This window comes from Xanthomonas graminis pv. graminis (assembly GCF_030168915.1).
GTDB lineage: Bacteria > Pseudomonadota > Gammaproteobacteria > Xanthomonadales > Xanthomonadaceae > Xanthomonas_A > Xanthomonas_A translucens.
On record NZ_CP076255.1, the window covers coordinates 3140988 to 3153767 of the forward strand.

Below are 12780 nucleotides of genomic sequence, written 5' to 3' on the forward strand. Positions count from 1 at the left end.
GTTGCTCCTACAGGGATTGCCAGCGAGGCGACTTGCGACGCCGTTTGGGGGAGGCACTTCAGTCCCGACTGCATGCTGCATCGGGAAGTGCACCGCTTCGTTCGTCGCGGCTGAAGCCGCTCCTACAGGCAGGTAGGCGCGGCAATGGCACACTGGCCCTTCGATCGTACTCTGCCTCTACAGCGCGTCCAGATCGCCCAGCGCGCGGATCAGCCGCCGTGCGCGCTTGTCCGGCTTGCCATCGGGAGCCCGATAGCCGTTGCGTTCGGCGTTGCGTTGCGCGCGTTGCTGCGCGCGCCGCGCGCGCGAGGCCTCGCTCTCCTGGTACAGCGTCTGCGCGACGCTGGCCGGGCCGCGGTCGTCGCTGAGCGCCAGCACCTGGATCTCGAACACCTCTTCGCCGCGCTCCACGCGCAACTGCTCGCCCACGCGCACCGCGCGCGAGGATTTCGGGCGCTGCCCGGCCACATCGACCTTGCCGGTTTCCACCGCCTGCTTGGCCACGCTGCGGGTCTTGAAGAAGCGCGCGGCCCACAGCCAGACATCCAGCCGGACCACGCTCGGTTGCGCTAGCGGTTCATTCATCGTGCTTATGGAAATCCACCTGCATGGGTTGGGTGTCGGGTCGCTCGCCGGACCACTGCAGCGACGGTTGCGGATGGCAGCGCTGCCGGCGCTGGCTGAGCGCCAGGCCGTCGGCGCGCGGCGGCAGCGCGCTGTCGTCCTCGCCGACCAGGCATTCCGGGCGCTCGTCGGGCCGCACCTTGGCATCGCCCCAGCGCGCGCTGTCGGCGCAGCCGGCCAGGACCAGCGCCAGCGCGCTGCCTCCGATCCACTGCAGATTGCGGCGCGATTGGGGCATTGCAAGTTCCTCTGGCAAGTCATGTGCGCCGAAAGCTGTGCCAGCCGCTGCACGCCGGCCCCGGCATCGACGCATTCAGCCTAGGGCGTTCCCGGCCGCGCCACACCTGCCATGCGTTGCCTCCCCGGGGTCGCGTGCAGGTGCTAGTGTGCGCTGCTTCCCGTTCCCGTCCTGCAGGCACGCGATGCCCAAGTCCGCCACGCTCACCGAAGGCCCGATCGGCCGGCAGTTGCTGCTGTTCGCGCTGCCGGTCCTGGCCGGCAACATCGCGCAGTCGCTGAACGGGTCGGTCAACGCGATCTGGGTGGGCCGCTACCTCGGCGAGGCGGCGCTGACCGCGGCGGCCAACGCCAACAGCATCATGTTCTTCCTGATCGGCTCGGTGTTCGGCATCGGCATGGCCGCCACCATCCTGATCGGCCAGGCGATGGGCCGCGGCGACGTGCCGCAGGCGCGGCGGGTGATGGGCACCAGCGCCACGTTCTTCCTCGGCATCTCGGTGCTGATCGCGGCCGGCGGCTGGTGGCTGGCGCGGCACCTGCTCGCGGCGATGGGCACCCCGGCCGCCTCACTGCCGCTGGCCGAGGCCTATCTGCGGGTGATCTTCCTGGCAACGCCGCTGCTGTACGCGTTCGCGTTCCTGTCGGCGGCGCTGCGCGGCACCGGCGACTCGCGCACGCCGTTCCGCTTCCTGCTGCTGTCGGTGGCGCTGGACATCGGCTTCAATCCGGTGCTGCTGTTCGGGCTGGGACCGTTCCCGAAGCTGGGCATCGCCGGCGCCGCCTGGGCCACGCTGATCGCGCAGGCCATCGCCCTGAGCGGCCTGCTGCTGTACCTGCGGCACAAGCGCCATGTGCTGTGGCTGGGCCGGCAGGATGCGCGGCTGTTCCGCATCGATCCGACGATCCTGCGCGCGCTGGTGGTCAAGGGCGTGCCGATGGGCCTGCAGATGGTGCTGATCTCGCTGGCGATGATCGTGATGATCTCGATGGTCAACGGCTACGGCACCGATACCTCGGCCGCCTACGGCGCGGCGATGCAGCTGTGGACCTATGTGCAGATGCCGGCGATGGCGATCGGCGCGGCGTGCTCGTCGATGGCCGCGCAGAACGTGGGAGCGCAGCGCTGGGACCGGGTCGCGGCGGCCGCGCGGCAGGGCGTGCTGTTCAACTTCCTGCTGACCGGCGCGCTGATCGCACCGCTGATCCTGCTCGACCGCTGGACCCTGTCCCTGTTCCTGCCGCCGCACAGCGCCGCGCTGGAGATCGCGCGCCATCTCAACCACATCGCGGTGTGGTCGTTCCTGTTCTTCGGCGTGACCTTCGTGATCTCCGGCGTAGTCCGCGCCACCGGCGCGGTGATCCCGCCGCTGCTGATCCTGGCGCTGTCGCTGTGGGGCATCCGCGTGCCGTTCGCACACCTGCTGCAGCCGCAGTTCGGCGCCGATGCGGTGTGGTGGAGCTTCCCGACCAGTTCGATCTGCGCGATGTGCTTGTCGCTGGCCTATTACCGCTGGGGCAACTGGCGCAAGGCGCGCATGCTGAGCCAGCCGCGCGCGGAAGAAATGGCGCATCCGGCAGAGGTGCCGGCGGCGCCGCCGGCCGCGGTCGCGGATGTGTCGATCGCACAGGGTCCGGCGCACTGAGCGCTGGTAGTCGCGTTGCGGTCCAGGCGATCGCCTGGGGGAGCGGCTTCAATGGCCACGGGGTTTCCCGGGACGTCCCGTCGCGATTGAAGCCGCTCCCACATGCGGCCTGCGGCGACTCCGGGAAAGCGCTCTCGCTTCGCCTCGGCCGAAGCGGCATCGAAGGAACGCGGTCGGCGCTGGAGCAGCCGACGCTCTAGCCATGCGGATGGTCCGCGGCTGCGCTCGGTCGCGGTTGGAAACCGCTCCTACAGGGACTTGCGGCGAATCGGCTGGGTGCACTGTAGGAGGGGCTTCAGCCCCGACCGGACCCTCCAGCCCACTTCATGCCCAGCGCAAGCACGGCACATCGCGCGGAGCGGGTAGCCACCGCGCAGCGCAGACACCCCGCCCCACAAACGCAAACGGCCGCCCGAAGGCGGCCGTCGCGGCAGCGACCGGAGTCGCTGGGGAATTACTCGGCCTTGGCGGCGGCCGCAGCGGCCTGGCGCGCGACCTTGGCCTGCGCAGCGGCGGCCAGATCTTCCTTGATGCGGGCGGCCTTGCCTTCCAGGCCACGCAGGTAGTACAGCTTGCCGGCGCGGACCTTGCCGCGGCGCTTCACTTCGACCGAGTCGATGACCGCGCTGTGGCTCTGGAACACGCGCTCCACGCCGAAGCCGTGGGAGATCTTGCGCACGGTGAACGAGGAGTTCAGGCCGGCGTTCTTGGTGCCGATCACCACGCCTTCGTAGGCCTGCACGCGCTCGCGGTTGCCTTCCTTCACCTTGACGTTGACGACGATGGTGTCGCCCTGGTTGAACTCCGGCAGCTTGCGCTGGATCTGGGCGGCTTCGAAGTCGGCCAGGATGGTCTTGTTGAGCTTGCTCATGGTGGGCACCGCTTGTGTCTGGTGAGGTGGTCCGGCAGTCGCCGCACGGCGATTGCGCGAGGCGATTACGCGATATCGGGAATGGGCCAAGACGCAGAAGGCTTGACCGGAAAGCCGGGCATTTTAACCCAGTCGTGCGGCCATGGCTAGGGCTTGGATGGATTTTCCTGCACGGACGCCAGATCGGCCTGCAGGCCCTGGCGAAATTCCTGCAGCAGGCGGCGGTCGGCCGCGCTCAGCGCCGCTTCGTCCAGCAGCTCCGGGCGCCGCAGCCAGGTACGCCCCAGCGCCTGCATGCGCCGCCAGCGCGCGATCGCAGCATGGTTGCCGGAGCGCAGGATGGCCGGCACCTCGCCCAGCGCGTGCTCGCGCGGATGGGTGTAGTGCGGGCAATCGAGCAGGCCGTCCGGGCCTTCGAAGCTGTCCTGCGCGGCGGACTCGGCATCGTTCAGCGCGCCCTCCTGCAGCCGGGTGACCGCATCGACCAGCACCGCCGCGGCCAGTTCGCCGCCGGACAGCACGTAGTCGCCGATCGAGATCTCCTCGTCCACCGCGGCGGCGACGAAGCGCTCGTCCACGCCTTCGTAGCGCCCGCACAGCAGCACCAGCCGCGGCAGCGCCGCCAGCTGGCGGGCCTTGGCCTGGGTCAGCGGCACGCCTTGCGGGCTCAGGTAGATCACCGGCGCCGGTTGCGGGTCGGCGTCGCGCACCGCCTGCAGGCAGGCCTGCAGCGGCTCGATCATCATCACCATGCCCGGGCCGCCGCCGAACGGGCGGTCGTCCACCTTGCGGTAGCCGCCGCTGGCGTAGTCGCGCGGATTCCAGCCATGCAGCGCCAGCAGCGCGCGCTCCTGCGCACGGCCGACCACGCCGAACGCGGCGCACTGGGCGACGAACTCGGGAAACAGGCTGATGACGTCGATGCGCATGGGCGGACTCGGGACTCGGGACTCGGGACGCGCAGCGCCTGGGCGGCCGCTGGATCGGCGCAAGCCCCCGGCCCCCTCAGAATTCCGGGTCCCAGTCGACCACGATCAGGTTGGCGTCGAAATCCACCGACTTGACGTAGTCCGGCTGCACGAACGGCAGCAGCCGCTCGCGGTCGCCGCGCACCACCAGCACGTCGTTGGCGCCGTTGGAGAACAGGTGCGAGACCTGACCCAGGGCCACGCCGTCGACGGTGCGCACGTCCAGGCCTTCCAGGTCCACCCAGTAGTATTCGTCGGGCTTGGGCGGCGGCAAGGTATCGCGCGCCACGTAGATCTCGGTGCCGCGCAGCGCCTCGACCGCATCGCGATCGGTGACGTCGGGCAAGCTGACCACCAGATGCTTGCTGGATTCGCGGCCGCGCACGCCGCTGAGGCTGCTCTCGCTGCCGTCGGGCTTGCGCACGATCCAGGGCTGATAGCGAAAAATGGCGAGGCGCGGCTCGGTCCACGACTCGAGCTTGGCCTCGCCACGTACGCCGAAGGCGCCCAGGATCCTGCCCAGCAGGATACGGCGCTGGCTGTCTTTCATAGGGGCAAACACCGAAGGGCCGCGCCAGGCGCGGCCCGCAGGATCAGGCCGCGGTGGCCTGGGCCTTCGCTTCGCGGCACAGGTTGCGCACCTTGTCGGTCATCTGCGCGCCGTTGGACAGCCAATGGTCCACGCGCGGCAGGTCGAGCACGATGCGCGGCTCGGCGCCCTGCGCGACCGGGTTGTAGTAGCCCAGGCGCTCGATGTTGCGGCCGTCGCGCGCGCTGCGCACGTCGGTGACGATGATGTGGTAGAAGGGACGCTTCTTGGCGCCGCCACGGGTAAGGCGAATCTTGACCATGGTTGAGTTTCCGGTATTGCCCAGTCGCCAGGATGGCGCGGTAAGCCGGCAATTATAGCGGGCGGGCGGAACGCTGCCAAGTCGCTCCCCAGACCGGTCAGATGGCTTGCCAGGCTTGGGTCTCGAGCGCCGCGTTCAGCATTTGCAACAGTTCCGCGGCCGGCCCCAGTGCCTGCCCGTCCACCGCGGCGACGGCCTGCTGGCCGCGCGCGTTGCAGGCGAAGGCGGCCACAGGCCTGGCCAGTTCGCGCAGATGCAGCGGCCGCACTTGCTGGGCCACGCCGAGCGCGGCCAGGCCGGCCTGCAGCAGCCGCTCCTGGGTGCCGCGCAAGGCCGGTGCCTGCGGCCACAGCACGCCCTGCCCGTCCCACGCGCCCAGGTTCCAGATCGAGCCCTCGGCGATCAGACCCTGCGCATCCACGAACAGCGCATCGTCGAAACCGGCCTGCAGCGCCAGCCGGCGCTGGTGGAACAAGGCGAAGGTGCCGGCGTGCTTGATCTGCGGCAGCTCGCGCGCGAACGCCACGCTGCGTAGCCGCAAGGGCGTGGCGTCCGCCTGTGCGGGGGCGGCCAGCGAGACCAGCAGCTGCGGCGTGCAGGCCGCATCGGCGCGGCGGAAATCGAAGTCGCGGGCGAACACGCTGACGCGCAGCGACGCATCGCCGCTACCGAATGCCTGCAGGGCGGCGCGCAGTTCGGCGCGGATGCGATCGGCCGGCAATGCGCTGCCGAACAGCGTGCGCGTGGCTTCGTCGAGCCGCTGCAGGTGCAGGTCGAAGCCGCGCACCGCACCGTCGCGTACCTGCATCGTGCTGAAGTGGCCGTAGTTGACCAGCGCCGGCGCGGCCAGGATCTGCGCGCTCGCCGCGCGCCCTTCGCAGAACAGCCTGGCGCTCACAGCAGCGCCTGCGCCTGGTCCCACCAGCGGCCGAGCAGCGTCGCCGCCGGCTGCGCCGGCGCCAGCCACGCCGACTGCCCGGCCCAGGCCTGCATCGCCGCCAGGCGGCCGTCGCGCGCCGCGGCCTGACGCATCGGCGCGGTCAGCCCGCGCTGCACCGGGTAGGGCTGCGGCGGCGGGGCCGTCGGCCCGGCCGCGGCGCGTACGTAATCGGTGATCAGCGCGCGGCCGAGGCGCCCGGAAAAGGCGCGGGTCAGAGTGGTCTGTTCCGGCTCGGCGCCGGCCAGCGCCTCGGCCCAGGCCGGCGCCAGCGCCGCCTCCGGCGTGCGCAGGAAGGCGCTGCCGATCTGCACCGCGCTGGCGCCCAAGGTCAGCGCCGCGGCGATGCCGCGGCCATCGCCGATGCCGCCGGCGGCGATCACCGGCACGTCGAGCCGGTCGGCCAGCCGCGGCAGCAGCGCGAACAGGCCGCTCAGCTGCTGCTCGGCGCGCGCCGCATGGAATGCGCCGCGGTGGCCGCCCGCCTCGGCGCCTTGCGCGACCACCGCATCGGCACCAGCCGCCTGCGCCGCCAGCGCTTCGTCCAGCGTGGTGGCGCAGGCGAACCAGGCGATGCCGGCCTGCTTCAGCTGGGCGACGAAGGCGGGCGGGAACAGGCCCATGATCGAGGACGCCACTGCCGGGCGCGCGTCCAGCAGTGCGGCGCATTGCGCGGCGAAATCGGCAGGACCGGCATCGCCGGCCGTGGCCTCGACCGGCGGCCCCCATTGCGCAAGGAACGCGCGGGTGGCGGCCTCGGCGGCGGCATCACGCCGCGGCGGCGGATCGGGCACCCACAGGTTGACCTGCGCCGGTCCATTGGTATCGCGCCGAAACGCCTCCATCCAGGTGCCGATGTCCGCCGCCGAGGACAGCACCGCACCCATCGCGCCCATGCCGCCTGCCTGCGCGACCGCCACCGACAACGGCAGCGGGCAGGCGCCGGCCATCGGCGACAGCAGGATCGGCATGCGCAGGGCGAAGCGCGTGCAGAACGCGGTGACGCGGTGGTGCAGCGAATCGTTCATGGCGGGTCGATGCCGCGGTGGCGGTGACGGATGGCGCAGCGGATGATGCCAGTTTCCGCGCGGCGGCTGCGTGCTGCGGCAAGCAGGAGGAGCGGGGTGAAGGCTGCACTCGGGATGGGTGACGAGGTGGCTTCGTCAGCTCCCTGTCCTGGTCTAATTCTCGTGGACACCTCGATAGGGGATGATCATCCCCAGCGAGGACTTTGAACGACATGACGCCCCGTATCCGTAGAAATTTCGATACCGCCTTCAAGCTGCAGGTGGTGCAAATGATCCGCGACCAAGGCCTGAGCGTGGGTCAGGTGTGCCGCGACCTGGACTTGGTCGATAGCGCCGTGCGTCGCTGGCTGGCCCAATACGAGGCCGAGCATGCCGGCCAGCCTGGGCAAGGTCGGCCCCTGACCCCCGAGCAGCAACGCATCCGTGAGTTGGAACGGGAGAACCAGCGACTGCGTGAGGACAACAGCTTGTTAAAAAAAGCATCGGCCTTCTTCGCCCGGGAACTGAAATGATCCAGCAGATGATCGATCAGTGGCAGGAGAAGGCCGCAACCGCCCGGCTGTGCCAGCTGCTGGGCGTGAGCCGCTCGGGGCTGTATGCGGCCCGTCGGCGGCGCTCAGCACCGAGGGCGTGCACGCTCGCTGCGCCATTGCAGACGGCGTTCCAGGCCAGCGGCGGCAACTATGGCAGCCGCCGGCTGAGCGCGAGCCTGAAGGCCCAGGGTCTGCCCGCCAGTCGCCATCGAGTCCGCCGCCTGATGAAGCAGCAGGGACTGAAGGCGCGCTGGAGGCGCAAGTTCGTCCATACCACCGACAGCCGACACGAGATGCCGGTGGCGGACAACCATCTGGATCGGCGCTTCAACCCGGACGCCCTCGACCAGGCCTGGGTGGCCGATATCACCTACATCCGCACCGAGCGCGGCTGGCTGTACCTGGCCGCGGTGCTGGACCTGTACTCGCGCAAGGTGGTGGGCTGGGCAATGGCACCGACCATGCCGGCCGAGCTGGTCTGTACCGCCTTGCAGATGGCCATTGCCCTGCGCCAGCCCAAGCCGGGGCTGATCGTGCATAGCGACCGCGGCAGCCAGTACGCCAGCCAGGCCCACCGCGACCTGCTGACCAAGCACAAGCTGGTGGCCAGCATGAGCCGCAAGGGCAACTGCTGGGACAACGCGGTAATGGAGCGGTTCTTCCTGAGCCTGAAAATGGAGCGCGTCTGGCAGCGTCGCTACACCAACCCCAACGAGGCCATCGCCGATATCACCCACTACATCGTCGGCTTCTACAACACCCACCGCCTGCACTCCACCCTCGGCTATCGATCTCCAGCCGACTACGAGAAAGCCACTACCTGAAACCCCCTATCCACGTGTCCACCAAAACTTGACCACAACACCCCTCACCCTCGCCTCTCCATGCAGGCGAGGTGGCTGTTGCTTGTCCCGTCGGGACCCTGTGGTTTCTTTGTCATGGCGGCAGTGCCTTCTCCCAGCGGGAGAAGGTGGCCCGCAGGGCCGGATGAGGGGACGGGCGCAGCTTCGTGCCCCCAACTCCGCGACACGCTTGCGCGCCGTACCCTCACCCCACCCCCTCTCCCAGGCTGATTATCGCCGTATCTCACTGAAGAACCTGCATTTCTAAACCAAGGCAGCATCACCAGCTGAGACACAGCGCTAATCAGGCTCTCCCGGGGGAGAGGGGCGACTTTTCGAGCGCTGTGAGGGGGCTCAGCGGAACGGCAGGCCGCCGCGGCCGCCCATGCCGCCCATGCCGCCCATCATGCCCTTCATGCCCTTCATGCCGCGCATCAGGCCCTTCATGCCGCCGCCGGCCATCTTCGACATCATCTTCTCCATCTGCTGGTACTGCTTCATCAGCTTGTTGACGTCGGCCGGCTGGGTGCCGGAGCCGCGCGCGATGCGGGCGCGGCGCGAGCCGTTGAGCAGGGTCGGATTACGCCGCTCCTTCTTGGTCATCGAGCCGATGATGGCAATCATGCGCGGCACGTCCTTGTTGCCGGCGACCTGCTGCTTGAGGTGCTCGGGGATCTGGCCCATGCCCGGCAGCTTGTCCATCAGCCCGGAAATGCCGCCCATGTTCTGCATCTGCTCGAGCTGGTCGCGCATGTCGTTGAGGTCGAACTTCTTGCCCTTGGCGACCTTCTCGGCCAGCTTCTGCGCCTTGTCCTTGTCGACCTGGTGTTCGACCTGCTCGACCAGCGACAGCACGTCGCCCATGTCCAGGATGCGGCTGGCCAGGCGGTCGGGATGGAACACGTCCAGGCCGTCGGGCTTCTCGCCCACGCCGATGAACTTGATCGGCTTGCCGGTGATGTAGCGCACGCTCAGCGCGGCGCCGCCGCGGGCGTCGCCGTCGGTCTTGGTCAGCACCACGCCGGTCAGCGGCAGCGCCTCGCTGAACGCCTTGGCGGTATTGGCCGCGTCCTGGCCGGTCATCGCATCGACCACGAACAGGGTCTCGGCCGGGTTGATCGCGGCGTGCAGCGCCTTGATCTCGGCCATCATCGCCGCGTCGATGGCGAGGCGGCCGGCGGTATCCACCAGCAGCACGTCGACGAAGGACTTGCGCGCGTCGGCGATCGCGGCGCGGACGATGTCCACCGGCTGCTGCGAGGCATCGGACGGGAAGAACAGCACCCCGACCTGCTCGGCCAGGGTCTTGAGCTGCTCGATCGCGGCCGGACGGTAGACGTCGGCCGAGACCACCATCACCTTCTTCTTGCGCTTTTCCTTCAGGTGCTTGGCCAGCTTGCCGACCGTGGTGGTCTTGCCCGCGCCCTGCAGGCCGGCCATCAGCACGATCGCCGGCGCCGGCACGTTGAGGTTGAGGTCGCTGGCCGCCGAGCCCATCACCGTGGTCAGCTCGTCGCGCACGACCTTGATCAGCGCCTGGCCCGGGGTCAGGCTCTTGAGCACTTCCTGGCCGACCGCGCGCACCTTGATGCGCTCGATCAGCGCCTGCACCACCGGCAGCGCGACGTCGGCCTCGAGCAGCGCGATGCGCACCTCGCGGGTGGCTTCGCGGATGTTCTCCTCGGTCAGGCGGCCGCGGCCGCGCAAACGCTGCATGGTGCCGGAGAGGCGTTGGGTGAGGGATTCGAACATGCGGGCGGGTCGCAGACGGGAAACGGTTGCCGATTATAGCCGCGCCCGTTGTAGCCGCGCCCGCCGGCGATCGCGGAGACGGCGGCGTCCCAGGTCCGCCGCGGCGCGCACAGCACGGTACCCGCGCCACCAGCGCCGGCCCGATATGCGAAACTGGCGCGATGTTCCTGATCCTCGTCGCGACCCTGCTGTACCTGAGCGCCACCGGCCTGCTGGTCGGCTCGGTGGTGCGCGACCGGGTCGAGCACAGCCGCGCCTGGCTGTGGCCGGCGCTGCCGGCGGTGGCGCTGCATGCCGGTTACCACGTGCAGGTGGCGCTGCACACCGCCGGCGGGCCGGACATGCACTTCTTCGCCGCGCTGTCGCTGGTCAGCCTGGGCATGGCACTGATGACCGCGCTGGTCGGCGCCAGCGGGCGCATGGCGGCGCTGGGCGTGGTGGTGTTCCCGCTGTCGGCGGCGCTGCTGCTGGCCTACCACTCGCACGGCCACGAGCCGGCGCCGGTGCTGGACTGGCGGCTGCAGCTGCACGCGTGGATGGCGCTGCTGGCCTACGCCACGCTGGGCATCGCCGCGTTGCTGGCGGTGATGCTGTGGCTGCAGGAGCGCGCGCTGCGGCGCCGCGATTTCCACCCGTGGCTGCGCGCGCTGCCGCCGCTGACCGCGCTGGAGACGCTGCTGTTCCGCACCATTGCGGTCGGCTTCATCCTGCTGACCCTGACCCTGCTGACCGGGGTGCTGTTCGTGCAGGATTTCCTGGCGCAGCGGCTGGTGCAGAAGACCGTGCTCAGCGTGCTGTCGTGGATCGTGTTCGGCGCGCTGCTGTTCGGCCGCTGGCGCTACGGCTGGCGCGGGATCAAGGCGGTGCACTGGACCCTGGCGGCGATGCTGTTGCTGCTGCTGGCGTTCTTCGGCAGCAAGTTCGTGATCGAACTGGTGCTGGGCCACCCGCAGTAGCGGCGGCGCGGCAGCCCCGGGAAGCGCCCTGCTTCCCCTGTAGGAGCGGCTTCAGCCGCGACAGGCTCTCCGGACGGCGTCTGTCGCGGCTGAAGCCGCTCCTACAGGAAGTGCGCTGTCTGCCGGTAGGCCGGTAGCGCGCCTCACTCGGCCAGCGCCGCCTCCACCGCGGCCCAATCGGCATGCGCGCCGACCTCGGCGAAGCGGTATTCGATGCGGTGCCGGTAGACCTGGCCGGGGCGCAGGATGGTGTCGGGGAAGCCCGGCTGGTTCGGCGCATCCGGATAGCCCTGCGGCTCCAGGCACACGCCACGGCCCAGGCCGGGATGCTGGCGGTCCAGCCAATGCCCTTCGTACAGCTGCAGCGCCGGCATCGCACTGGCGATGCGCATGGCCACGCCGCTGTGCGGCGAATACAGGATGGCGCTGCAGTCGCGCGGTTCGGCCAGCACCAGGCAATGGTCGTAGCCGCCGCTCAGGCGCAGCTGCGGATCGGCGGCGCTGTCCTTGTCGGCGATCGCGCGCGGGCTGCGGAAGTCGAACGGCGTACCGGCCACCGCGGCGACCTCGCCGGTGGGCAGCAACGCGGCGTCGGCCACCGGCAGGTAGCGGTCGGCCGGCACCCGCAGCCATTGCGCGGCGGCCGCCACGCCGGCGTCGCCGGCCAGGTTGAAATACGGATGATGGGTGAGATTGAGCGGCGTCGGCGCGTCGGTCTGCGCGGCGAACTCCAGTTCCAGGGTGCGCCCGTGCACATTGAACTCGGCGCCGACCTGCACGTTGCCCGGATAGCCTTCCTCACCGGCCGGCGAGTCGTAGCGCAGCTGCAGGCTGCGCTCGGACTGCGCCTGCACCGACCACACCCGGCGCCCGAATCCGCGCGCGCCGCCATGCAGATGATTGGCGCCCTCGTTGGCGGCGACCGCGTAGCGTTGTCCGTCCAGCGCAAAAGCCGCGCCGGCGATGCGATTGCCGAAGCGGCCGACCAGCACGCCGAGATACGCCGGATCGTGCAGGTAGGCGTCCAGCGTCGGCAGGCCGAGCACCAGCTCGGTGCGGCCGCGCGCGGTGTCCAGGCTGAGGCTGCGCAACAGGCCGCCGTAGGTCAGCAGCTCCGCGCGCAGGCCTGCGCCGCTGTCCAGCACCACACGTTGGATGGCGGTACCGTCGGGAAGCTGGCCGAAGATCGATGACATGCAGGGGTCCTGGTTGGGTGGGCGCGTTCCACGCGTGCCGCGCAGCATAACCAGCACAGCTGCCGGCAAGCCATCGTCGCGCACGCTGGCGCAGCGATGCAACGCGCCGCGCGCTTGCCGCTGCGATGGCACGGCGCGGCGCGGCGCAATCCACGCACGCAATCTGCGGCATCGCATCATTGCAATCCCCATATCGCTACGCCGATTTAAATCATTGGTCGGCGATCTGTCGCGCGCCTATCCTCGATGCGCGCACCGGGAGCGCAACGGCAACGCACGCCGCAGGACCGCCGCCGCAGCAATGCGAATCGGCTATAGCAGCGAGGATTTAAGTGATTG

The 12780-nt window shown here is 69.7% G+C and carries 13 protein-coding genes; 3 read left to right on the top strand and 10 right to left on the bottom strand.

The genetic code is table 11. The annotated features are described in order from the left end of the window. Positions 1-177: 177 nt before the first annotated feature. Together KHF85_RS13580 and KHF85_RS13585 are read right to left on the bottom strand one after the other, a co-directional pair. On the bottom strand, positions 178-585 hold the full coding sequence (locus KHF85_RS13580; RefSeq protein ID WP_284567063.1) for an RNA-binding S4 domain-containing protein: 408 nt from the start codon (positions 583-585) through the stop codon (positions 178-180). Next, positions 578-862: a hypothetical protein gene (locus tag KHF85_RS13585; protein WP_284567064.1), complete on the bottom strand. Its 285-nt coding sequence runs from the start codon at positions 860-862 to the stop codon at positions 578-580. Before KHF85_RS13585 ends, KHF85_RS13580 begins: the two co-directional genes overlap by 8 nt. A gap of 184 nt (positions 863-1046) precedes the next feature. On the opposite strand from KHF85_RS13585, the gene KHF85_RS13590 reads away from it, so the two are divergent. Further along, a complete protein-coding gene (locus tag KHF85_RS13590; protein ID WP_284567065.1) occupies positions 1047-2507 on the top strand; it encodes an MATE family efflux transporter in 1461 nt (486 codons plus the stop codon). A gap of 454 nt (positions 2508-2961) precedes the next feature. Here KHF85_RS13590 and rplS read toward each other — a convergent pair whose 3' ends face one another. The 6 genes from rplS to KHF85_RS13620 form a co-directional block, all read right to left on the bottom strand. Further along, positions 2962-3378, bottom strand: a complete 417-nt coding sequence (gene rplS, locus KHF85_RS13595) for a 50S ribosomal protein L19 (RefSeq protein ID WP_009583110.1) — start codon at positions 3376-3378, stop codon at positions 2962-2964. Positions 3379-3524: 146 nt separating this feature from the next. Then, positions 3525-4307, bottom strand: coding sequence for a tRNA (guanosine(37)-N1)-methyltransferase TrmD (trmD, locus tag KHF85_RS13600; protein ID WP_284567066.1), 783 nt, complete (start codon positions 4305-4307; stop codon positions 3525-3527). 76 nt (positions 4308-4383) lie between these two features. Then, positions 4384-4896 carry a ribosome maturation factor RimM gene (gene rimM / locus KHF85_RS13605; protein ID WP_003479204.1) on the bottom strand — a complete coding sequence of 171 codons (513 nt, stop codon included), beginning with the start codon at positions 4894-4896 and terminating at the stop codon, positions 4384-4386. A gap of 43 nt (positions 4897-4939) precedes the next feature. Then, on the bottom strand, positions 4940-5197 hold the full coding sequence (gene rpsP, locus KHF85_RS13610) for a 30S ribosomal protein S16 (RefSeq protein WP_284567067.1): 258 nt from the start codon (positions 5195-5197) through the stop codon (positions 4940-4942). Positions 5198-5294: 97 nt separating this feature from the next. Continuing rightward, a complete protein-coding gene (locus KHF85_RS13615; RefSeq protein WP_284567068.1) occupies positions 5295-6095 on the bottom strand; it encodes an aminotransferase class IV family protein in 801 nt (266 codons plus the stop codon). Next, positions 6092-7162, bottom strand: a complete 1071-nt coding sequence (locus KHF85_RS13620; RefSeq protein WP_284567069.1) for an NAD(P)H-dependent flavin oxidoreductase — start codon at positions 7160-7162, stop codon at positions 6092-6094. The genes KHF85_RS13615 and KHF85_RS13620 overlap by 4 nt, the downstream gene beginning before the upstream one ends. A gap of 212 nt (positions 7163-7374) precedes the next feature. Between KHF85_RS13620 and KHF85_RS13625 the strand changes: the two genes are divergently transcribed. Then, a protein-coding gene (locus KHF85_RS13625; RefSeq protein ID WP_284566970.1) for an IS3 family transposase occupies positions 7375-8519 on the top strand; the annotation gives its coding sequence in 2 pieces (ribosomal slippage) (positions 7375-7627 and positions 7627-8519; 1146 coding nt in all). A gap of 372 nt (positions 8520-8891) precedes the next feature. Here KHF85_RS13625 and ffh read toward each other — a convergent pair. Beyond that, complete coding sequence (gene ffh / locus KHF85_RS13630) at positions 8892-10289, bottom strand: signal recognition particle protein (RefSeq protein WP_284567070.1); 1398 nt, start codon at positions 10287-10289, stop codon at positions 8892-8894. A gap of 161 nt (positions 10290-10450) precedes the next feature. Here ffh and KHF85_RS13635 point away from each other — a divergent pair, with 161 nt between their 5' ends. Next, positions 10451-11245 (top strand): cytochrome C assembly family protein, encoded by a 795-nt coding sequence (locus tag KHF85_RS13635; protein WP_284567071.1) that lies wholly within the window; start codon positions 10451-10453, stop codon positions 11243-11245. 143 nt (positions 11246-11388) lie between these two features. Here KHF85_RS13635 and KHF85_RS13640 read toward each other — a convergent pair whose 3' ends face one another. Then, positions 11389-12441 carry an aldose epimerase family protein gene (locus KHF85_RS13640; protein ID WP_284567072.1) on the bottom strand — a complete coding sequence of 351 codons (1053 nt, stop codon included), beginning with the start codon at positions 12439-12441 and terminating at the stop codon, positions 11389-11391. Positions 12442-12780: the final 339 nt, after the last annotated feature.

Coding starts and splice junctions, on each gene's coding strand:
- KHF85_RS13580 (WP_284567063.1), bottom strand. CDS start 585: ATGAATGAACCGCTAGCGCAACCGAGCGTGGTCCGGCTGGATGTCTGG.
- KHF85_RS13585 (WP_284567064.1), bottom strand. CDS start 862: ATGCCCCAATCGCGCCGCAATCTGCAGTGGATCGGAGGCAGCGCGCTG.
- KHF85_RS13590 (WP_284567065.1), top strand. CDS start 1,047: ATGCCCAAGTCCGCCACGCTCACCGAAGGCCCGATCGGCCGGCAGTTG.
- rplS (WP_009583110.1), bottom strand. CDS start 3,378: ATGAGCAAGCTCAACAAGACCATCCTGGCCGACTTCGAAGCCGCCCAG.
- trmD (WP_284567066.1), bottom strand. CDS start 4,307: ATGCGCATCGACGTCATCAGCCTGTTTCCCGAGTTCGTCGCCCAGTGC.
- rimM (WP_003479204.1), bottom strand. CDS start 4,896: ATGAAAGACAGCCAGCGCCGTATCCTGCTGGGCAGGATCCTGGGCGCC.
- rpsP (WP_284567067.1), bottom strand. CDS start 5,197: ATGGTCAAGATTCGCCTTACCCGTGGCGGCGCCAAGAAGCGTCCCTTC.
- KHF85_RS13620 (WP_284567069.1), bottom strand. CDS start 7,162: ATGAACGATTCGCTGCACCACCGCGTCACCGCGTTCTGCACGCGCTTC.
- ffh (WP_284567070.1), bottom strand. CDS start 10,289: ATGTTCGAATCCCTCACCCAACGCCTCTCCGGCACCATGCAGCGTTTG.
- KHF85_RS13635 (WP_284567071.1), top strand. CDS start 10,451: ATGTTCCTGATCCTCGTCGCGACCCTGCTGTACCTGAGCGCCACCGGC.
- KHF85_RS13640 (WP_284567072.1), bottom strand. CDS start 12,441: ATGTCATCGATCTTCGGCCAGCTTCCCGACGGTACCGCCATCCAACGT.